The organism is Pseudomonas sp. JUb52 (genome assembly GCF_004341115.1).
Lineage (GTDB): Bacteria > Pseudomonadota > Gammaproteobacteria > Pseudomonadales > Pseudomonadaceae > Chryseomonas > Chryseomonas oryzihabitans.
Genome location: NZ_SLYS01000002.1, coordinates 434,763 through 454,875, shown reverse-complemented (window position 1 = coordinate 454,875; position 20,113 = coordinate 434,763). Strand labels below are relative to the sequence as shown.

General features: G+C 66.7%; 21 protein-coding genes. 5 read left to right on the top strand and 16 right to left on the bottom strand.

Annotated features, from left to right (window positions below; translation table 11 throughout):
- Positions 1-23: 23 nt before the first annotated feature.
- Positions 24-1,286: a serine hydrolase gene (locus EC839_RS05290; RefSeq protein WP_132832397.1), complete on the bottom strand. Its 1,263-nt coding sequence runs from the start codon at positions 1,284-1,286 to the stop codon at positions 24-26.
- Positions 1,287-1,428: 142 nt separating this feature from the next.
- Between EC839_RS05290 and EC839_RS05285 the strand changes: the two genes are divergently transcribed.
- The 3 genes from EC839_RS05285 (at position 1,429) to EC839_RS05275 (ending at position 3,415) form a co-directional block, all read left to right on the top strand.
- Positions 1,429-2,049 (top strand): TetR/AcrR family transcriptional regulator, encoded by a 621-nt coding sequence (locus EC839_RS05285; RefSeq protein ID WP_132832396.1) that lies wholly within the window; start codon positions 1,429-1,431, stop codon positions 2,047-2,049.
- A gap of 390 nt (positions 2,050-2,439) precedes the next feature.
- Entirely contained in the window at positions 2,440-2,736 is a 297-nt protein-coding gene (locus EC839_RS05280) for a CidA/LrgA family protein (protein ID WP_177416678.1), read from the top strand.
- The gene (locus EC839_RS05275; protein WP_132832395.1) at positions 2,729-3,415 is read left to right on the top strand and encodes an LrgB family protein; all 687 of its coding nucleotides are present in this window, start codon (positions 2,729-2,731) and stop codon (positions 3,413-3,415) included. The genes EC839_RS05280 and EC839_RS05275 overlap by 8 nt, the downstream gene beginning before the upstream one ends.
- A 50-nt stretch (positions 3,416-3,465) precedes the next feature.
- Here EC839_RS05275 and EC839_RS05270 read toward each other — a convergent pair whose 3' ends face one another.
- From EC839_RS05270 to EC839_RS05260, 3 genes are all read right to left on the bottom strand, one after another.
- Complete coding sequence (locus tag EC839_RS05270; RefSeq protein WP_132832394.1) at positions 3,466-3,966, bottom strand: DUF4126 domain-containing protein; 501 nt, start codon at positions 3,964-3,966, stop codon at positions 3,466-3,468.
- Positions 3,967-4,071: 105 nt separating this feature from the next.
- Positions 4,072-4,629, bottom strand: coding sequence for a hypothetical protein (locus tag EC839_RS05265; RefSeq protein ID WP_132832393.1), 558 nt, complete (start codon positions 4,627-4,629; stop codon positions 4,072-4,074).
- 324 nt (positions 4,630-4,953) lie between these two features.
- Positions 4,954-5,382: a nuclear transport factor 2 family protein gene (locus EC839_RS05260; RefSeq protein ID WP_132832392.1), complete on the bottom strand. Its 429-nt coding sequence runs from the start codon at positions 5,380-5,382 to the stop codon at positions 4,954-4,956.
- A gap of 351 nt (positions 5,383-5,733) precedes the next feature.
- Here EC839_RS05260 and EC839_RS05255 point away from each other — a divergent pair, with 351 nt between their 5' ends.
- Positions 5,734-5,955 carry a hypothetical protein gene (locus EC839_RS05255; protein WP_132832391.1) on the top strand — a complete coding sequence of 74 codons (222 nt, stop codon included), beginning with the start codon at positions 5,734-5,736 and terminating at the stop codon, positions 5,953-5,955.
- Between the two features lie 128 nt (positions 5,956-6,083).
- Here the strand turns inward: EC839_RS05255 and EC839_RS05250 are convergent, their stop codons facing one another.
- From EC839_RS05250 to EC839_RS05205, 10 genes are all read right to left on the bottom strand, one after another.
- Positions 6,084-6,329 (bottom strand): hypothetical protein, encoded by a 246-nt coding sequence (locus tag EC839_RS05250; protein ID WP_132832390.1) that lies wholly within the window; start codon positions 6,327-6,329, stop codon positions 6,084-6,086.
- A gap of 506 nt (positions 6,330-6,835) precedes the next feature.
- Complete coding sequence (locus EC839_RS05245; protein ID WP_256680934.1) at positions 6,836-8,425, bottom strand: gamma-glutamyltransferase family protein; 1,590 nt, start codon at positions 8,423-8,425, stop codon at positions 6,836-6,838.
- An 11-nt stretch (positions 8,426-8,436) separates the two neighbouring features.
- On the bottom strand, positions 8,437-9,309 hold the full coding sequence (locus EC839_RS05240; RefSeq protein ID WP_115945423.1) for an ABC transporter permease: 873 nt from the start codon (positions 9,307-9,309) through the stop codon (positions 8,437-8,439).
- Positions 9,306-10,253 (bottom strand): ABC transporter permease, encoded by a 948-nt coding sequence (locus EC839_RS05235; protein ID WP_132832388.1) that lies wholly within the window; start codon positions 10,251-10,253, stop codon positions 9,306-9,308. The genes EC839_RS05240 and EC839_RS05235 overlap by 4 nt, the downstream gene beginning before the upstream one ends.
- 2 nt (positions 10,254-10,255) lie before the next feature.
- The gene (locus EC839_RS05230; RefSeq protein WP_132832387.1) at positions 10,256-11,758 is read right to left on the bottom strand and encodes an ABC transporter substrate-binding protein; all 1,503 of its coding nucleotides are present in this window, start codon (positions 11,756-11,758) and stop codon (positions 10,256-10,258) included.
- A complete protein-coding gene (locus tag EC839_RS05225) occupies positions 11,755-12,843 on the bottom strand; it encodes an ABC transporter ATP-binding protein (RefSeq protein WP_132832386.1) in 1,089 nt (362 codons plus the stop codon). Before EC839_RS05225 ends, EC839_RS05230 begins: the two co-directional genes overlap by 4 nt.
- On the bottom strand, positions 12,840-13,826 hold the full coding sequence (locus tag EC839_RS05220) for an ABC transporter ATP-binding protein (protein WP_132832385.1): 987 nt from the start codon (positions 13,824-13,826) through the stop codon (positions 12,840-12,842). The genes EC839_RS05225 and EC839_RS05220 overlap by 4 nt, the downstream gene beginning before the upstream one ends.
- Positions 13,823-14,545 carry a FadR/GntR family transcriptional regulator gene (locus tag EC839_RS05215; protein ID WP_132832384.1) on the bottom strand — a complete coding sequence of 241 codons (723 nt, stop codon included), beginning with the start codon at positions 14,543-14,545 and terminating at the stop codon, positions 13,823-13,825. The genes EC839_RS05220 and EC839_RS05215 overlap by 4 nt, the downstream gene beginning before the upstream one ends.
- A 635-nt stretch (positions 14,546-15,180) precedes the next feature.
- Positions 15,181-16,053: an EthD domain-containing protein gene (locus tag EC839_RS05210; protein ID WP_132832383.1), complete on the bottom strand. Its 873-nt coding sequence runs from the start codon at positions 16,051-16,053 to the stop codon at positions 15,181-15,183.
- A gap of 168 nt (positions 16,054-16,221) precedes the next feature.
- Complete coding sequence (locus tag EC839_RS05205) at positions 16,222-16,947, bottom strand: SDR family NAD(P)-dependent oxidoreductase (protein WP_132832382.1); 726 nt, start codon at positions 16,945-16,947, stop codon at positions 16,222-16,224.
- Between the two features lie 104 nt (positions 16,948-17,051).
- Between EC839_RS05205 and EC839_RS05200 the strand changes: the two genes are divergently transcribed.
- On the top strand, positions 17,052-17,444 hold the full coding sequence (locus tag EC839_RS05200) for a helix-turn-helix domain-containing protein (RefSeq protein ID WP_132832381.1): 393 nt from the start codon (positions 17,052-17,054) through the stop codon (positions 17,442-17,444).
- A gap of 186 nt (positions 17,445-17,630) precedes the next feature.
- On the opposite strand, the gene EC839_RS05195 is transcribed toward EC839_RS05200, so the two are convergent.
- Both EC839_RS05195 and EC839_RS05190 read right to left on the bottom strand, forming a co-directional pair.
- Positions 17,631-18,356: an RNA methyltransferase gene (locus EC839_RS05195; RefSeq protein ID WP_132832380.1), complete on the bottom strand. Its 726-nt coding sequence runs from the start codon at positions 18,354-18,356 to the stop codon at positions 17,631-17,633.
- Positions 18,356-20,005: an NAD(P)/FAD-dependent oxidoreductase gene (locus EC839_RS05190; RefSeq protein ID WP_132832379.1), complete on the bottom strand. Its 1,650-nt coding sequence runs from the start codon at positions 20,003-20,005 to the stop codon at positions 18,356-18,358. The genes EC839_RS05195 and EC839_RS05190 overlap by 1 nt, the downstream gene beginning before the upstream one ends.
- Positions 20,006-20,113 lie beyond the last annotated feature (108 nt).

The following is a 20,113-nucleotide window of genomic DNA, read 5'->3' as shown; positions in this document are numbered from 1 at the left end:
TCATCGATCTCGTTAGGGGGGGATCAGCCGCGCAACTGGGCAGCGATGGCGCGCAGCAGGCGTACGGTGTCGATGTCCAGTTCGGTGACCGCCTCGGGCAGCGACGACTGCTTGACGATCACCAGATCGGCGGCGAAATCGACGAACAGGTACTGGCCATGGATGCCGCTGGCCATGAGGGCCGAGCTGTGGTCGTTGAAGACGTACCACTGGCTGCGGTAGGAGGCGCCCGGGGTCCAGTCGGAGAAGTCCTGGTGCACGCCATAGACGGCCGGATCCCCGCCGGCCGCGATGGCCTGGATCACCGCCTGATCGATGACCTGCTGGCCGTCGACCACACCGCCGTTGGCCAGCATCAGACCGAAGCGGCCCATGTCGCGCAGGGTGGCGTTGAAGCCGGCGCCGGCGACGCTGCGGCCCCAGGGATCGGCCATGAAGTAGGCGTCGCGCTCGCAGCCGAGTTGCTGCCATATCCGCTGCAACTGCTCGGCGCAGCCCAGGCCGCTGGCGCGCTCCATGACCCAGGCCAGCACCTCGGTGGTGGCGGTCACGTAGTGGAAGAGGCCGCCGTGCTCGCATCTCTTGCGCAGCGACGGCAGGTACTGGTACAGCGACTCGTACTCGGCGTACGCGGGCGGCGCCGGCTTGAAGCCACAGGCGTAACCATACTGGGAGCTTTCCGAGGTGGGATCGTCATACAGCTCGGTGTAGTGGACGCCCACGGCCATGTCGAGCAACTGGCGGATGCTGGCGTCGCCGAAGGCGCTGCCGGCCAGTTCCGGCACATAGCGCTGGGTCAGCGCCTGGGCATCGAGCACGCCATCGTGGATGAGTTGCTCGCCGAGCACTCCGATCAGCGACTTGGTGACCGAGAACATGATGTGGCGGTCAGTGGCGACCTGGCCGTTGAAGTAGCGCTCGTACACCATCCGGCCCTGATGGAGCACCAGGAAGCCGTCGGTCTTGCTGGCCTGCAGATGGTCGAGGGCGCTGACGCTGCGGCCGCAGCTGCTTTCGAATCGCAGTTCTTCGAGGGCCACGGGTGCATGGGCCAACACCCTGTCCGGTCGCGGCCCGGCCGCCACCTCGATAGTGGGGCGCAGGCGCGCCAGATTGCGGAAGCCCCAGCGATTGAACGGCGGTGACATCCAGTTGGCCCAGGTCACGCGCCGGTCCGGCTCGGCTGGAAAGCCCTGCATCAGTACGGGCTCTTGTTCTTGTCTGTCGTACATCTCGCTGACTTCCCGACTCCGGGAAACCAGGGAGCGATCGAGGCTCTGGTTCATCAGGCTCATCCTGGCAGTGGCCCTGCGTAGAGCAGGTACGGGAAAATAATTAACCATGTTAATTTATTTAGTCAATAAAATATTTTCTGTAGCGAAGCCCGGCCAGCTATCCTTTCCGGCACCCCAGCAATCAGGAGCGACGGTGAGCGGGCTACGCGAACGTCAGAAGGAATTACGCCGCACCGCCATCTCGGCCGCGGCGGTCATGCTGTTCCAGCGTCAGGGCTTTCGCGAGACCACCGTCGAGCAGATCGCTCGCGAGGCCGGCGTCTCGGCGCCCACGGTGTTCAAGTATTTCGGCAGCAAGCACGAGATCATCCTGGAGATGATCAAGGAGTCCGATCGCCGGGCCCTGATCGACGTGCGCCGGCACCTGCGCGACTTCGCGGATCCCGTCGATGCGCTCTGCCACCTGGAGCACCTGCTCATCAGCTACGCGCTGGACGTCCTGCCCGCCGCCCTCTGGCGCGAACTGCTGCCGCTGGTGCTGGTAGGAGGCGACAGCGGTCTGCCCCAGGCCTACCGGCAGATGAACCGCGGCCTGCAGGACGAGATCGCCAAGGTGCTGCGCGAGTTGCAGGCCGCCGGCAAGTTGCGCGCCGACCTGGATGTGCAACTGGCCGCCTTCCTGCTCAACGACTACTCCCATCTGCAGCTGCTGCGCCTCACGGCCAGTGACCCGCTGGATCGCGAAGGCCATGCGGCCAACGTGCGCAATACCACGCGCCTGATCTTCGAGGGCATGCGCGCGCTGCCGCCGTGAGGCGCTAGCGGCTTCATCAGCCTCGGCGTTGTCTTCCCGCGTCGGCTGGCGTCTCGCGAGGTATGGCTCAGGGAGAGTGGCGGGTTGACCGGCGATCCGATTGCGAGGGCAGGGGGATCGCGACGCCAACCCGATATCGAGTCGAACAAGGCAGGCACCTTTCACCGATCCCAGCAGGGATTTGCCCAGCCCTTTTCAGATGCGCCTATAGTTAGCCCGCGCGTAGCTTGCGGAGCGTGCGGCTTTCAACGGGCCGGCCCGGCTCGCGCGTGCCAGGCATCGGTGCGCAGCCTGTCATGGCGGGCCGTTTGGAATAACAAGGTAACTGGGGTGCTTATGCCTATAGCGGGCTTCTTGATGCTGGTGGGTTGCTATCTGGTGGGCGCCTATATGACGACTCATATAGGCGGCATTCCGGCCAGCGTCATTGGGATCATCGTCCTCTTCATCCTGCTGATGCTGTTGCGTCGAGTGCCCGAGGGCGTGGAGACCATGGCCGGCAACCTGCTCCAGTACCTGCCGCTGATGCTCGTGGTGCCGGCGGTGGGCATCGTCGACTTCAGCGGCCTCGAAGCCTCGGTATGGCTGCGCCTGGTGCTGGTCATCGCCCTGTCTCTGCTGGTCACGGTGCCGCTGTGCGGCTGGCTGCTGCAGTACCTGATCGGTAGAAGCAAAGACCATGTCTGATCAAGCCCTCGCACCCCTGCTGGCCCTGTCCCTGACGCTCGCGGCCTATCAGCTGGCGCTCGTGCTGCAGCAGCGCCTGCGCCTGGTCATGCTGCAACCGGTATTGGTCACCACGGCCCTCGTCGCCACCGTGCTCTGGATCGGCGGCATTCCCTACGAGCAGTATCGAAGCGCCAGCGGGATGCTCTCGATGCTGCTCGGACCCACCACCGTGGGCCTCGCCGTTCCGCTCTACAAGAATGCCCAGCGCGTGAAGGCGCTGGGCAAGCCGCTGCTGATAACCCTCCTGGTCGGCGGCGTCGTAGGTGTCTCCCTGACCTTGGCCCTGGGCTGGCTGTTCGGCTTGTCGGAGACCCTGCTGATGAGCCTGGTGCCGAAGTCGGTCACCATGCCGATCGCCTTGCCACTGGCGGATCATTTCGGTGGCATCGCGCCCCTGACCGCGATGATCGTCATGTTGACCGGCGTGATCAGCACCACGCTGGCGCTGCCGCTGCTCAAGGTCTTCAAGGTGGAAGATCCGGCAGCCCGCGGCCTGACCCTGGGCATGAACGGCCATGCCATAGGCACCGCCCATGCGTTGCGCGAAAGTCAGGAGACGGCGGCCTTTTCGGCACTCGGCATGATCCTGCTCGGCATCCTGACGGCGCTGGTGCTGCCCGGGGTGCTAGGCGCCTGAGCGACCTCGCCCGAGCGGGCGGGAAGGGGCGTGGCAGGCCAGCCCGAGCGTCACGGCCTCAAGGGCTCCTGCAGGGCTCGTCGCAGACCGGCATTGCCCAACGAAAAGGCGATCCCGTCCTCGGCCAGGCCCAGCCCCGCGTTGATCCAGGTATCAGCGGCGTAGCGCTTGCGCAGTGCTATCGCGACCCTGGCCGCGACACAGGCTGCAGTCGCCCCGATCAAGGCAGGCAACAGTCTCGGTTGCCGCCGCACCCCTGCGAGTGCCGCCGCGCTGACGCCGCCGGACAGGGCACGGACCAGCATCGAAGGCGCTAGGGTGCGGTCCGGGGCGAAGGGCAACTTGTCACCCAACAGCTCTGCGGCCGCCAGGGGCAGCAGGTACTGCCGTACGGGCCGCGCCGCGAGCGTACGGGCGGGTTCGCCAACGCTGTCGAGGTCCGCACGTTCCGCCAGAGCCTGGCTGACCAGGGTCGGCGCCAGCATGCTGCGCATGCCGGTCACCACGCCTATGGCCAGGGCGCCCCACAAGACATCGCTGGTTGTCGTCATCGTCGAGTCTCCCAATGGTCGTTCCAATAGGGACCGGGTCCACGGGTGACTGTTCAGCGGGATGGCACCGCAGGTCGCACACGCTCCTCCCGGCTAGGGGTGAGATCAGGCGCTCAGCAATGCCCGCACGTGCGGCCGCCAGGGTTTGTGCACCAGCCGGCCCTTGAGCAGGTCGGCGTCGGCATCCAGCAGTCGCGAGGTCCGGAAATTGTCCCAGTCGTGCTGGAAGGCCGAGCGCGAACGCAACAGCTGGAGCTGCGCCAGCACCGCCTGTTCTTCCTCGGCCGTACTGCAGGGGTCGATCCAGTCGATGCGGCGGTGCTCCCGATCCACCTTGCCTGCCATGACCAGGTGGCCGTGGCGATCGGAGACGGAGATCCGCTTGGGGTGAAAGTCGAGTGTCGCCACGGGGGTCGGATAGCGATCCTGGCGGACCGCCGCCAAGGCGATCAGGAGGACGTCATCGAGCACACCGCACTGGCCGAGCTGGACATGGCCGGCGATATGGAAGGTGCCACGCCCGGCGTCTTCGAAGCGCTCCATCGTCCCATGCAGCAGGATGGTGAATTGCCGCTCGAACAGATCCTGGCGAAGCGACGTACCCGGTACATAGGGGTTGCTGACGAAGGGCTGGCCTTCGAAGTGTCGAATGATCAGATCCATGATGCCTCCGGCGTCCTGGAATCCATCATGCCCCCGAAAGGATGATGGATTCCTTAAGGGTAGACGAAGCAGGCGGGAAGCCAAGCCGGGCCGGCAAGCGTTCCGGTCCACCGTGCCGGTGATCCGCACTCCGCCTGCGAAGCGGAGTAGGGACCTCCCGTCTTGTCATCGCCGCACCCTACGGCTTGCCTGGAACCAGGGCGTAGGGTGCGCGCCCGAGCCGTCCACCTGAATACCGGCGACGGCTCGTGAAGAGTCGGGAATGAACCCGAGGCCTTGGCGACGTTCAGTGACTGACGGCGTGACGGCGGCTGCTCGTGGCTATCAGAAGCGAAAGGCCTGGCGGCCGATCAACAGCCAGTGGCCATTCTGTTTCTGCCAGATCTGGAAGTTTTCGATTTCGGTGGGCACGACCTTCCCGCTGTTCACGGCCTGGGCGGAAAAGTGGTTGCGCACCAGGGCGACGTCTCCGGACAGCGTGATCTTCTGGTTGAGCATCTTCAGATCGTTGAACGCGCTTTTGCCCGTTTCGATGTCGGCGATGAAGGCCTTCTTGTCCTGAATGTTGCCGCTCGAATGGCCGTAGGTCAGGTTGTCCGCGGTCAGGGCATCGAGTTGCGCAATATCCTTGTGCCACATGGCTTGGGTCAGCTTGTCGACAGCAGTGGCGACATCACCTTCATCGCCGGTGGCCGCTGCGACATAGCCGCTGAACAGACACAGGAAACCTACCGCCAATTTCAGCTTTTTCATGCTCGGATCCTTTTGTTGTAGTTGTCGGAAAGGGGACGTAGCAGGCGTCACAGGATGGCCATTCTTGTCGGTCATCGTATGACTATTGGATTGTGCCTTGCTGAAAGGCGTAAGGCCAGCCTTGGCTGCGCCCGCTAGCCCAGCGGAGTCATCCCCGCGGCTGGGCAAGAGGCACGGGCTTTCCATAGGCGTATTTGGCGAGCGGTCACCAGCGATTCTTCCGCCCAAGTGCCGCTCAGTCATCAATATGGACAGTTCATGCGATAACTGATGTATTCATCAGGTCGTCACGAAAGATGATGGCAATAAGCCAGTCGGCAATCGACAGCAGTGCTTTCAGGTAAGACCGCCATGGGCATCGACGACACCGAATTTCCCTCTCATCTCACCCTGGCCAGTCCGCTGGACCTGAACAGAGTCATGGATCAGGCCCGCCTCGATCAGGGCTTCATGCACCGGGTCATCACGGTGCTGGAAGAGTGCGGGGTGGACGATCGTACCGACGAAGAAAATGCGCTGCTCGAGTGGGCACGCAGCTTCCAGCGCCGGCAGCCTGGCGACGCTGAAGACTAGAAGGCCAGAGGTGCCCGCGCTTGGCGTTGGCCTGCCTTGGTCAGGCATTGCGCCTGGTCCGGGATTTTCAGCGACCCACCGGTCCTTGGCAGGCAGCCGCAGCCTGTCAATCCGGTATAAATGTGGCGTCAGCCTTGATCTGAGCTTCCCGTAGGAACCGTTTCTGCCACTAGCCCCAGTGGCAAAGGCGCCAGCAGCGCGGTCTCGGCCACCATGTCGGCGACCCGCTCGTTGAGATCCTGTATGGCCTGGAGGACAGCCTGGACGTCAGGGTCGTCGCAGTCGACCTTGCCCAGCCGCCTGGCATTTTCCTGTAGCTGACGATGGAGGCCGAGCAGCGCCTCCCGGGCTTGGCTCTGGGGATCAGGATGCATGACGGGGTCTCAGGCGTTTATTGGATTGATGGCGCATGGCCACTATGGCCGGATTGTTTTAGCATCGCAATAAACATTAAGACGATGACGCTACCTTTCGACGAGTGGCGGCCGCGCAGTGGGTCTGCCGTCTATTGGGTTGGCTAGCCAATGACAGGCTGGTGATTCGGAGCCCTGATGGGCGGTTCGGCTCCTGCTGCCGAGCCGCTGCGGTGGCATGCCGAGGTCCCGCAGCCAATCCGCTTCCAGGTTCAGTGACGGCAGGGGCAGGGGCAGGCGCAGCGGATATCCACGTTGTGGCTGAATTTCTCTGCACAGATTTCCAGCCACAGGGCGTAATGCCTGAGCCTGACGAATCTCGGGATGGCGCCAATGGAAAGTTCCAGCACGCTGATCAAGGATTCGACGGCGACTGCCCCGCGGTATCCCTGGAGCAGAGCCTCAAACTACGGTGGAGTAGCTTGAGGCGCGACGCCTGGCCTGCCCTGGGGCCGTCGCTTTCGGCTTCAGTAGCCGGCCACCAGGCCATCCTTGCGCGGATCGGAGCCGCCCACGTAGCCACCGGCGACGCGCTGGATGATCTGTGCGCCGCCGAAGGCGAACACGCCGGAGGGCTCTTCCACGGTCACCTCGTGGCCCAGTGCCCGCAGCGCCGCCAGGGTGGCCGGGTCCAGGCTGCTTTCCACCGCGACCCGGCGGCCGCCTTCGAGGCGCCAGCGCGGTGCATCGGCGGCGGCCTGGGGATTCTGCCGGTACTTGAGGATGCGCAGCATCAGCTGCAGGTGCCCCTGGGCCTGCATCGGGCCGCCCATCAGGCCGAAGGCCATCAGCGGGGTGCCGTCGGCGTTCATGGCGAAGCCGGGGATGATGGTGTGGAAGGGCCGCTTGCCCGGCGCCACGCTGTTGACGTGGTCAGGCGCCAGGGTGAAGCCGGCGCCGCGATTCTGCAGACTGATGCCGGTACCCGGCACCACCACGCCCGAGCCGAAGCCCATGTAGTTGGACTGAATGAAGGAAATCATCATGCCGCTGTCGTCGGCCGCCGACAGGCAAACGGTCCCACCGGGCCGCGGGGCGCCATAGCCGGGATCGCCGGCACGCGGCCCGAGCAGCCCGGCGCGTTCACGCAGGTAGGCCGGGTCCAGCAGATGCTCGGCCTGGATGCGCATGTGCGCGGAATCGGTGACATGCTGGTAGAGATCGGCCAGCCCCAGCTTCATGGCCTCGATCGATCGGTGCAGGGTGGCGGGGCTGTCCACGGGATCAGCGCCGATGCCGGCGGCTTCGAGGATACCCAGGCCGGCGAGGGTGGCGATGCCCTGGCCGTTGGGTGGCAACTCGTGCACCACGGCGCCAGCGAAGGGCACCGAGAGGGTGTCGATCCAGTCGGCCCGGTGGGCGCGCAAATCTTCTTCGTCCAGCACCGCCCCGTGTTCGCGGGCATGGCGTGCCATGGCCTGGGCCAGTTCGCCCTGATAGAAAGCGGCGCCTTCGCTTTCGGCGATGGCTTCCAGGGTTCGCGCATGATCGGGCAGGCGCACCAGGGTGCCGGCCCGGGGTACGCCGTTGGCCAGGAAGCAGGCGGCGAATCCGGGCTGGTCCTTGAGCTGCTCCGCGCCGCGGCGCCAGAGTTCGGCGATCAACGGGGTGAGCAGGAAGCCGTCGCGGGCATAGTGGATCGCCGGGCTGGCGAGGGTGGTCAGCGGCAGCTTGCCGTAGCGCTTGGCCAGGGCGACCCAGGCGGAGACGGCGCCGGGCACCGTGACCGCGCCCCAACCGCGGGCCGGCATGGCGCTCTGGCCGGCGAAGTATTCCGGCGTCCAACCGCGCGGTGCGCGGCCGGAGGCATTGAGGCCTTGCACCTTCTCGCCGTCCCAGACGATGGCGAAGGCGTCGCTGCCGATACCGCAGCCGGTGGGTTCCACCACGGTGAGCACCATGGCGGCGGCCACCGCGGCGTCCACCGCGTTGCCGCCGCGGCGCAGCATCTCCACCCCGGCCTGGGCGGCCAGGGGTTGCGAGCAGGCCACCAGGTTGCGGCCCATGACCGGCGAGCGAGCCGAGGAATAGGGGTTGTGATAATCCAGATCGGGCATGACGTAGGGTCTCATTGGTGACGAGGATCGAGGGCGTCGCGCAGGCCGTCGCCCAGCAGGTTGAAGCCCAGCACGGTGAGGTAGATGCAGACGCCCGGGGCGATGGACATCCAGGGCGCCTGCTCCATGAAGTTCTTGGCGGTGTTGAGCATGGAGCCCCAGGACGGCATCGGCGGTTGCTGGCCGAGGCCGAGGAACGACAGGCTGGCCTCGGCGAGGATGGCGGCGGCGATGGTCAGGGTGGCCTGCACCACCAGTGGCGAGAGGATGTTGGGCAGGACGTAGCGCCAGAGGATCCAGCGATCCGGCAGGCCGATGGCGCGGGCCCCTTCCAGATAGTCCTCGTGGCGGATGGCGAGCACCTGGCCACGGGTCAGTCGGGCGAATACCGGCATGGCGGACAGGCCGATGGCGATCATGGCGTTGCCCAGGCTCGGGCCGAGAAAGGCGCCCAAGGCGATGGCCAGGACCAGGAACGGACAGGACAGCAGGGCCTCCACCAGGCGCGAGATCAGGGCGTCCAGCCAGCCGCCGAAATAGCCGGCCACCAGGCCCAGAGGTACGCCCACCAGCAGGGCGATGGCCACCGAGACCACGCCGGCCAGCAGGGAGCTGCGCGCGCCCCACAGCAGGCGCGAGAGCAGGTCGCGCCCGAGTTCGTCGGTGCCCAGCCAGTTCAGCGCCGAGGGCGCCTTGCGTACCGCCAGGAAGCTGGTCTTGAGCGGATCGAAAGGGGCCAGCCAGGGCGCCAGCAGGGCGGCCAGGGCGAAGGTCAGGATCAGGGCGGCGCCGAGCAGCGCACCGCGATTGGCGCTGAACTTGCGCCAGAAGGGCGAGCGGGCGGGGCGCAGGGTGGCCGGGCGGGGCAGGGTCAGGGCGTTCATGCGGCTTGCCTCAGGCGCGGATTTATCAGGCGGTAGAGCAGGTCGGCGGCCAGGTTGAGCAGCACGAAGCCCACCGCCACGCAGAGCACCACCCCCTGGACCACCGCGTAGTCGCGGTTGAACACGGCGTCGACGATCATCTTGCCGAAGCCGGGGATGCTGAAGACCTGCTCGGTGAGCACCGCGCCGCCGAGCAGTTCGCCGAACAGCAGGGTGGTAAGGGTGACGATGGGCATCAGTGCATTGCGCAGGGCATGGCGCAGGATCACCACCCGCTCGCGCAGGCCCTTGGCCCGGGCGGTGCGCACGTAGTCGGCGCGCAGCACCTCCAGCATGGCCGCCCGGGTATGGCGCATCAGGGTGCCGGAGAGGCCGGCGCCCAGCACGAAGGCCGGCAGGATCAGGGTGCGCAGGTTGCGCAGCGGGTCTTCGTGGAAGGGCACGAAGCCGGAGGCCGGCAGCCATTGCAGCTTCACCGCGAACAGCAGGATCAGCAGGATGCCGAGCCAGAAGTGCGGGATGGAGATGCCGGACAGGGCCACCAGGTTGGCGCCGTAGTCCACCGCCGTGCCACGGCGCACCGCGGCGAGGATGCCCGTGGGGATACCGATGAGCAGGGCGATGACGATGGCCAGCAGCGACAGCTCCAGGGTCACCGGCAGCTTCTCGGCGATCAGCGCCGTCACCGGCTGGTCGGTGCGCAGCGAGATGCCCAGGTCACCCTGCAGCACCCCGGCCATCCAGTGCAGGTACTGCACCGGCACGGGGTCGTTGAGCCGGTATTTCTCGCGCAGGAATTCCAGCACCTGGGGATCGCGTTCCTCGCCGGCCATGGCCAGCACCGGATCGCCCGGCAGCAGTTGCTGCAGGGTGAAGACGAACAGCGACACCAGCAGCAGGGTCGGCAGGGCACTCAACAGGCCACGCAGGAAAAGACGTAGCATGGCTATTGCCCGCGGGTGACGCCGGCCAGGCGAATCAGGCCGTCGGGGTTGGGAATGAAGCCTTTGAGGTCCGCACGGGTGGCGATGATGCGCGGGTCGAAATAGAGATAGAACACCGGCAGTTCCTCACGCAGCAGGGTCAGGGCCTGGGCGTAGAGCGCCTGGCGCTGGGCCTGGTCGTTGGTGGTGCGGGCCTGATCGAGCAGTGTGTCCAGCGCCGCGTTGCAGTAGTGGCCGTCGTTCTGGTTGCCCTTGCAGGTGACGAATTGGTGCACGTTGCCATCCGGGTCGGGGCGGCCGGACCAGGCGCTCAGGCCGAGCTGGAAGTTGCCGGCGTGCTGTTCGGCCAGCAGGGTGGCGTATTCGGTGGCGACCAGGTTGACCTCGAAGCCCGCTTCGGCGGCCATGGCCTGGATCAGCTGGCCGACCTGCTGGGCGATGGGGTTGTTGGCGATCTTCAGCTCCACCTTGACCGGCAGGGCGACGCCGACGGCCTTGAGCAGCGCCTGGCTGCGTGCCACGTCGCGGGCCGGCACGGTGAAGGCCTTGTCGTAGTAGGGGCTGCTCTGCGGGAAGGGCTGCACGCTGGGCGCATAGAGACCCTCGAACACCACCTGGTTGAGCGCCTCGCGATCCAGCGCCAGGTCGAAGGCCTGACGCACGCGCTTGTCGCCGGCGAAGGGATTCTTCGCCCGGTCGCCGTTGGCCATATTCACCATCAGCTGCATGTAGCCCAGGCCCGGGGTGTTGTAGAGGGTGAAGCCAGCCTGGCCCTGCAGGCCCTTGACGTCGGTGGGCGCGACCCGCTCGACGATGTCCAGGTCGCCCGAGCGCAGGTTGGCCAGGCGCACCGAGGTGTCGGGGATGGGCAGGAAGACCACCTTGTCGAAGTGGTAGGCGCTGGCGTTCCAGTACTGCGGGAAGCGCTCCAGCACGATGCGGTCCTGCTGCACCCGCTGCACGAAGCGATAGGGGCCGGAGCAGACCGGCTTGCTGCCCACGTCACCCGCGGACGCCTTGGGCGCGAGCATCATGCCGGCGCGGTCGGAGAGCTGGGCGAGCAGGGTGGCGTCGGGTTGCTTGAGGCGGATGCGCACGGTCTGGGGATCGACCACCTCCACGGTATCCACCGAGGCCAGTTCGCTCTTGCGCAGCGAGTCGGGCAGGGTGCGGGCGCGGTCCAGGTTGAATTTCACCGCGGCGGCATCAAACGTCTCGCCGTCATGGAAGGTCACGCCCGGGCGCAGTTGCAGCGTCAGGCTGCGGTTGTCGTCGCTCCACTGCCAGGCGGTGGCCAGTTGAGGGACCAGCTCCAGTTGTGGCGAGACGTCCACCAGCTTGTCGCAGAGGGCGGTGTAGACCAGCCGGCCGGAATAGGTCCGCGAGCGGTGCGGATCGAGCACGTCGGGATCGTCCTGGATGCCGATGCGCAGGGTGGTCTCGGCCAGGGCGGAGCCGCCGGCCAGGAGCAGAAGGGTGGCGGTGAGCCAGGCGGAGGCTTTCATGGGGTGGACTCCAGGAGGGACTGATGACGGTTGAACAGGGCCAGGCGCCGGCTGAAGGCCGCGCTGGTGGCGATCAGGGGCGGCGGTGCGGCGCCGGCGCCAGCGATCTCGCGCCAGAAGTGGCAGGCCACGCGGGCCTCGTCGGAGGTGGCTTCGAGCGGCGGCTTGGCCTCGCGGCACAGCGATCGGGCGTGGGGACAGCGGGTGTGGAAGCGACAGCCGCTGGGCGGCGCCGTGGGGCTGGGCAGGTCGCCGCCGAGCAGGGTGCGCGGTCGCCGTGCCCGTGGATGGCTGACCGGCACCGCGGCCAGCAGCGCCTGGGTGTAGGGGTGCAGCGGCGTCTCGAACAGCGCTTCCACCGGCGCCAGTTCGACGATCTCGCCCAGGTACATCACCGCCACCCGGTCGCTCATGTGGCGAATCACGCCGAGGCCGTGGGCGACGATGATCAGGGTCAGGCCGAAGCGCGCCTTGAGGTCTTCCAGCAGGTTCACCACCTGCGCCTGCACCGAGACGTCCAGCGCCGAGACCGGCTCGTCACCCAGCAGCAGCCGCGGCTCGGCGGCCAGGGCGCGGGCGATGCCGATGCGCTGGCGCTGGCCGCCGGAAAATTCATGGGGATAGCGCCCCGCCAGTTCCGGCGCGAGGCCCACGGTGCGCAGCAACTCGGCCACCCGCTCCCCGCGCTGGCGGCGATCCAGCGGCTTGTGCAGCCACAGCGGCTCGCCAACGATGTCGGCCACGCTCATGCGCGGATTCAGCGAGGCGAAGGGGTCCTGGAAGATGATCTGCAATTCCTGGCGGACCTGGCGCAGCGCCGTCGGACTGAGGTTGCCCAGGTTGCGGCCTTCGTAGATGACGTCGCCGGCGGTGGGCGCGAGCAGGTTGAGCAGCAGGCGGCCGAGGGTCGACTTGCCCGAACCGGATTCGCCCACCAGGGCCAGGGTCTCGCCGCGGCGCACGGCGAAGGAGACATCGCTGACCGCCTGTACCGGTGGCCGCGGACGTTGCAGGAAACCGGCCTGGCCGCCGAAGTGCTTGGTCAGGCCGATGGCCTCGAGAATGGGACGTTCAACCGCTTTCATGCGCTGGTCTCCAGGTGCTGTTCCAGGGGCGCGCGGATACAGGCCACCTGTTGCCCCCGGGCGAGTTCCACCAGTGGCGGCGGGGCCAGGCGACAGGCGTCGAGGACGAAGGGGCAGCGGCTGGCGAAGCGACAGCCGGCGGGCATCTCGGCGGGCGTCGGCACCCGGCCGGCGATGGTCGCCAGGCGGCCCATGCGTGGCCCCAGCGAGGGCATGGAGCCCATCAGGCCGATGGTGTAGGGGTGCTGCGGGTCGTCGAACAGCTGGGCGACCGGGCCGGATTCCACCACCCGGCCGGCGTACATCACCGCCATCTCGTCGGCCACCTCGGCGACCACGCCGAGGTCGTGGGTGATGAGGATCATGGCGCTGCCGGTCTCGGCCTGCAGCCCGGCGATGAGTTCGAGGATCTGCGCCTGGATGGTCACGTCCAGCGCCGTAGTGGGTTCGTCGGCGATGATCAGCGCCGGATCGTTGGCCAGCGCCATGGCGATCATCACCCGCTGGCGCATGCCGCCGGAGAGTTCGTGGGGATAGGCCGCCAGGCGTTGGGCCGCGGCCGGTACCCGCACCTTTTCCAGCATCTCCAGGGCACGCTGGCGGGCGGTCGCCTGACTGCCACCGCGATGGCGCAGCACCGTCTCCATCAGCTGCTCGCCGACGCTGAAGGCGGGATTCAGCGAGGTCATCGGCTCCTGGAACACCATGGCCAGGCGATCGCCGCGCAGGTCGCGGCGGCGCGTCTCGGGCATGGTCAGCAGATCTTCGCCCATGAAGCTCGCCTGGCGGGCCTGGATCCGCGCGGTCGGCGGCAGCAGCCCCATCAGCGCCATGGAGGTCACGCTCTTGCCACAGCCGGATTCGCCCACCAGGGCCAGGGTACGGCCCGGCCGGACGGTGAAATTCAGGCCTTCCACCACGGCGGCAGGAGCGCCGGCGAAGCGTACGCTGAGGTCGTCCACCACCAATACCGGCGCGCTCATAGGGCCTGCTCCAGGGTCTGTTGCAGCACGCTATCCAGCGCCAGTTGCAGGGCGCGCAGATGGGCGCGCATCACCGCCGCGGCGCGGACCGGATCGCGGGCATCGATGCCTTCCACCAGGGCCTGGTGGTCATCGTGGTAGGCCAGCAGGCGCTGGGCGTTGCGTGCGCGGTGACGCAGGTCGCGCCAGATCGGGTCCAGGCGGATGGCGTCGAGCATCTCGAAGAGATCCAGCAGCAGGCGATTGCCGGCGGCCTCGGCGATGCTGCGGTGGAAGGCGCTGTCCCACAGCTCGATGGCGTCGGCGTCCTCGCTGCTGCCCAGGCGCTCGAAGGCGGTGCGCTCGGCCATGCGGCGGATCAGCGCGCGCTGTTCGCCACTGGCGCGCTGGGCGGCCAGGGCGGCGAGATTGGGCTCGAGGTGCAGCCGCGCCTCCATCACCTCGCTGAAGTTGGTGCGCGCGGAGAGCTGACTGAGGGTGAGGGCCGCGCTCGGCGGCGTAGGGCCGACGTAGGTACCCTTGCCCTGGCGGCGCCAGACCTGGCCCTCGGCTTCGAGTACCGCCAGGGCGCGGCGAATGGAACGCCGGCTGACGCCGAATTCACTGGCCAGCTCGCGCTCTGGCGGCAGCGGTTTGTCGGGAACGCTGCTCTGCTGGGTCACCAGGTTGCGCAAGGCATCCAGGGCCAGGCGGGCGCTGTCGTCGGTGTGGATCTGCATCGAACCTTTGCCTCTTAGGTCTGGGCTTTCTCCCGATGCGAAGGTGTTGCCAACGCGGCCGCAGGGGAGATGCGAATACCAGGGGCGGGTGCAAGGCCGATGCCATTTGAAATTGGTTCGCTGGGCCTTTCGGCGCGAGGCTCTGGGGCGATGCCTCGATTCCGCTCGCGGACCGGACCCATGGCATTGGTTCACGCTTGAGCGAACCTTTGGGCGGCTGCTCAGAAGGCGCTGCGCCAGGATGGAGCCAGGTCGCACCGCGGTGGCGCGTTGGGCGGCGAGCCTTTCCAGAGCGACCGCCCGCCCCGAGCTGCGGCAGGCTGACAGGTGTCTAGTCACCGGCCGGCAGGTAGCCTCACGACTTAGCATAAACAGGCGCAGTCGGGACTCTGCCAACGCTGCTTCCGGCAAGCATGAGGGCCGCTCAGCCCACAGCTTGCCTGAGCGTAAAATTCGCAGCGGCAACCGCCTCGCTCAAGGTCGAATCGGCATTCGACCGAGCGGCAGCACGAAAGTGGAGATGAGCGGGCAGGGCGCCTGTCCGATGCCACCTAGACTGGTAAGGCCGTAAATTACGCACCCAAGGTATGGCGGGACCGCTCCGATCTGGTCCGATCCGGGAAGTGGACTGTTTCCTAGGGCAAAGCCCCGTGGCGAAGCAGATGCACGACCTCGTCTTGCGTCTGGTTGACCGCCCCGAGTCGCTCGATCAGTTCGGCCGCGCGACTGCCACGCAGGCCGGCGGTGGTGAGCTGGCCGGCATGAACGTAGGTGTATACCCCGGATACGGCGAAGGCCTTGATACAGGCGATATGCTGCGCCTGCTCGGGCAGGCTGCCACGGAAGGCGTCACCGGCGAAGAAGCGTCGGCGTTCCAGCGGCGAGGCGAAGACGATCTCCACCATCGATAGCGCTGCGCGGATGGCATCGGCCCTGTGCGCCACGTCGGGCGACGGCGGATGTTGGTCGTCGTTGACGAAGGGCACGCAAGGGTGCACGCGAACCTTCAGGACGGCTGATTGTGCGGCCAGCCAGGGGCCTAGCTGGCTCAGCAGATAATTGTTCAGGTCCTCGAGGCTGTCGCGGGGATGCAGGTGCAGTTGCAGGCGATCCAGCTGGTCGGGGCCGTTGTGCTGCTCGTCCGCCAGCGTGTTCTTGAAGGCTTGCGAGCCATTGGGCAGGTCATAGGCAAGCGTCTCGGCGAACATGTTCTGCTCGTCGCTGAACAGCACCGGGCTGGCTGCCTGGAAGGTGCGCTGACGCCCCTCGTCAGCGAAGCCGATTTCCACCATCCCATCCAGTTCGTAGTCGGGAATCTCTCGGATGCCCTCAGCCAGTGGCCATAGATGGGCGTCCTGTTCGCGGTTGAAGTGGTACTGCACGTAGTGGTCGAGGCCCGGCAGACGGGCGCACAAGGGGCCGTGCACGTCCCGCCAGTAGTGCGCGAAGAGGTCATGGGGGACGCGTTCGCGGCGCTTGACCGTGGTGTAGCTGTTGATGGCGATCATGGGGGCACATTCCTGGAGGCGAGGCTAAGAAAGTGGACCCCTGATTCCGGCGATAAGCTCCAGACTTTCGCGCTCGGGATCGCTGGCCAGGGCTCGTGCCGGCCCACCCGCGCCAGGACGCGCTCGAGCCGTGGAGCTTGTCCTGGACATCTGTGATCGAGACGCCTGTCAGACCTGCGCCATGCCACCGTCGACCGGCAACTCGGCCCCGGTGATGAAGCTGCTCTGCTCGCTCGCGAGAAAGAGCGCGGCCGCGGCCACTTCGTCGACGCGTGCCATCCGGCCGAGCGGGATCAGCGTGTTCAGCTGCTCCCGTACCTCCGCGGAGGTCGCCGCCATCATGGCGGTGTCCGTGGGGCCCGGCGCGACGACGTTGACGCGGATGTTGCGGGGCGCCAGTTCATGGGCCCAGGTACGCGCCAAGGAGCGCACCGCCGCCTTGCTCGCCCCATAGACGCCATAGCCTTTGGTGCCGATCGCCGCGGCAATGGAGCCGATCAGTACGATGGCGCCGCCATCGGGCATGATCGCCGTCGCCGCCTGGGTGGCGAAGAGCAGGGCACGTACGTTGAGCGCGAAGGTCCGGTCGAAGTGTTCTTCGTTGATGGCCTCGAGCGGTGCGAACTCCGAAAGGCCGGCGTTCACCACCAGTACATCCACCCGACCGGCTTCGCGCCGCACGCTGTCGAAGAAGGCCGCGAGTGCCGTCACATCGGAGGCATCGAGGCTGCGCTCGAGCAACCTGCCCGCGCCGCGTTCGACGTCGCGGGCCTGGGTGCGCCGACTGCTGGCGTAGACGGTGGCGCCCTCGGTCGCGAACCGTTCCGCGATGGCCCCACCGATTCCGCCATGACCACCGATCACGACGGCGACTTTTGCTGAAAGCGTGCTCATAGATCCTCACCAGGCTGCTGTGGATGTCGAAGAGCAACGGTATCATTCGTATATCTGATCGCAAGAACGCACCTGAAGGTGCCTAGATATCCAGGCGGATACCCATGTCCAGCAACGAGCTCGAACTCCCTCTCAATGTCACCGCGACGCGTCCCATCCTCGAACACATCGGCAACAAGTGGGCCGTGCTGATCCTGAGCGTCCTGTGCACGCAGCCGGCGCGCTTCAACGACCTCAAGCGCCGCCTCCATGGCATCACCCACAAATCCCTTTCCGAGGCCTTGAAGCGGCTCGAGCGCAACGGCCTGATCAGCCGCAAGGTGCTGCCGACGCAGCCGATCGGTGTCGAATACACCATCACTCCGCTTGGCTGCTCGCTACGCGAACCCTTCGCCGCGCTCTATAGCTGGGCCCTGGCCAATGGCGCCGCCATGGAAGAGGCGCAACGGGTCTATGACGATTCGAGAAAGGCGGAAGGTCAGGACGCGGACCTCTAGCGCCCGTGATCTGGTTTCGCCGCTCTTGTCAGAGCAGGGAACGAGCGTGGCGCTCCAGGAAGCTGCCGGTGGATCTCAGGCAGAATTGCTGGCGAATCATGAGCGCGTGCTGGACGGCCTCACCCTCGCCTGGGAGGAGGGGGCACGCCGCACTCTGGAACCGCCACCATGCGGCGTGCGCCAGCGCTAGCGACTCAGCTCATAGGCGCACATGTTCACCGTGGCCGCCAGATTCAGGGACTCGATGGCGCCCGAGCCGGCGATGGTGAAGGGCTGGGCGTTCAGGGCGGTGAGGTGTTCACGGGGAACGCCGCGCGCTTCGTTGCCGAACAGGTAGCAGTCGAAGGCCTTGAAGGCGGCCGACTGCACGGGCGCACCCTGCATGTCCAGGCAGGCGAGGCGGGGGAAGCGCTCCTGCAGGCCGTCGAGTTCGACGTCGAGTTCCAGCGGGGTGTGGAAGATGGCGCCCATGCTGGCGCGGACCACCTTGGGGTTGTAGGGGTCGACGCTGCCTGGGCTGAGCAGGCAGCGGAAGCGCCCGAACCAGGCCAGGGTGCGCAGGATGGTGCCCAGATTGCCCGGATCCTGGATCTCGTGCAGATAGACGGCGCGCTCGCCCTCGACCGCTGCTGCCACGGGCTCCTGGGGCATTGGCACCACCGCAAGGATGCCCTGCGGGGTCTTGGTATCGGCGAGCTGCGCCATCTGGCGCTCGCTAATCGGATGGGTCCGGAACGGACTCTGCCAATTCTCGTAGGCGCCCGTCACATAGAGTTCGGCGCGCTGCAGCTCGGGGTGCTGCAGCGCGGCCTTTTGCAACTCCAGCGCGAGATGCTCGCCCTCCACCAGGAAGTGGCCGAATTCGGCGCGGTACTTCTTCTGGTGGAGCTTCTTGATGTCGTCGAGCTTCATCAACCCGCAGCCCGAACCAGCGGGGCGTCCTGCGCGTCGCCTTCCGCGAGCATCGCCTTGGCCAGGGCCTCGGCGACCTTGATGCCGTCCACGCCCGCGGAGAGGATGCCGCCCGCGTAGCCGGCGCCTTCACCGGCCGGATAGAGGCCACGCAGATTGAGGCTCTGCAGGCTGTCGTTGTCCCGGGTGATGCGCACCGGGGAGGAAGTGCGGGTCTCGATCCCGGTCAGGATGGCGTCATGGCGGTCGAAGCCGCGGATCTGCTTGCCGAAGGCGGGCAGGGCTTCGCGAATGGCCTCGATGGCATAGGCGGGCAGCGACGGTGCCAGATCGCCCAGGCGCACGCCGGGCTTGTAGGAGGGCTCGACTTCACCGAACTGGGTGGAGGGCACGCCGCGAATGAAGTCGCCGACCAGTTGGCCAGGGGCGGAATAGTCACTGCCGCCCAGTTCGTAGGCGCGGGATTCCAGGCGCTCCTGCAGCTCGACGCCGGCCAGCGGATCGCCGGGGAAGTCCTGCTCGGGATTGATGCCCACCACGATGCCGGAGTTGGCATTGCGCTCGTTGCGCGAGTACTGGCTCATGCCATTGGTGACGACGCGGCCCGGCTCGGAGGTAGCTGCCACCACGGTGCCGCCCGGGCACATGCAGAAGCTGTAGACAGCGCGGCCGTTCTTGGCGTGATGGACCAGCTTGTAGTCGGCGGCGCCCAGCTCCGGGTGACCGGCGTACTTGCCCAGGCGGGCCTGGTCGATCATGCCCTGGGGGTGTTCGATGCGGAAGCCGACGGCGAAGGGCTTGGCCTCGATGTACACGCCCTGGCGATGCAGCATGCGGAAGGTGTCGCGCGAGCTGTGGCCCAGGGCGAGCACCACGTGGCGGCTGTGCAGGGTCTCGCCACTGGCCAGCACCACGCCTTCGAGCTGGCCGTCATTGATCACCAGGTCGGTGACCTTGCTCTCGAAGCGGACTTCGCCGCCGAGGGCGATGATCTCTTCGCGCATGGCGGCGACCACGCCGGTCAGGCGGAAGGTGCCGATATGCGGCTTGCTGACGTAGAGGATCTCTTCGGGCGCGCCGGCGCGGACGAATTCGTGCATCACCTTGCGGGCGTAGAACTTCGGATCCTTGATCTGGCTATAGAGCTTGCCGTCGGAAAACAGCCCCGCCCCACCTTCACCGAATTGCACGTTGGATTCGGGGCTCAGTACCTTCTTGCGCCAGAGGGCCCAGGTGTCCTTGGTACGGCTGCGCACGTCCTTGCCGCGCTCGAGCACGATGGGCTTGAAGCCCATCTGGGCCAGCAGCAGGGCGGCGAACAGTCCACAGGGGCCGAACCCCACCACCAGCGGGCGCTCGGTCAGGTTGGCCGGAGCCTGGCCGACCGGGTAGTAGCCGGTGTCCGGCGCCGGGCGCACGTGCAGGTCATTGGCAAAGCGCGCCAGCACCGCCGCCTCGTCGCGTATTTCCAAATCGATGATGTAGATGAACAGGATGACGCTGTTCTTCTTGCGCGCATCGTAGCTGCGCTTGAACACGGTGAAATCGAGAAGGTCGGCGTCGCTCAGCTTCAGGCGCCCGAGGATGGCCTGGCGCAGCTCGGCGGGGGTGTGGTCAAGCGGGAGAGACAGTTCGTTGATGCGAATCATGACAATAATCCTGGCCGGTGACTCCGGCAAAGGAAGGGGACGAGGAGGGGTAGGGCGGCGATTGTACCCGGCGGCCCGGGCGCTGTCAGGCGCGGACGATGGGCGCGC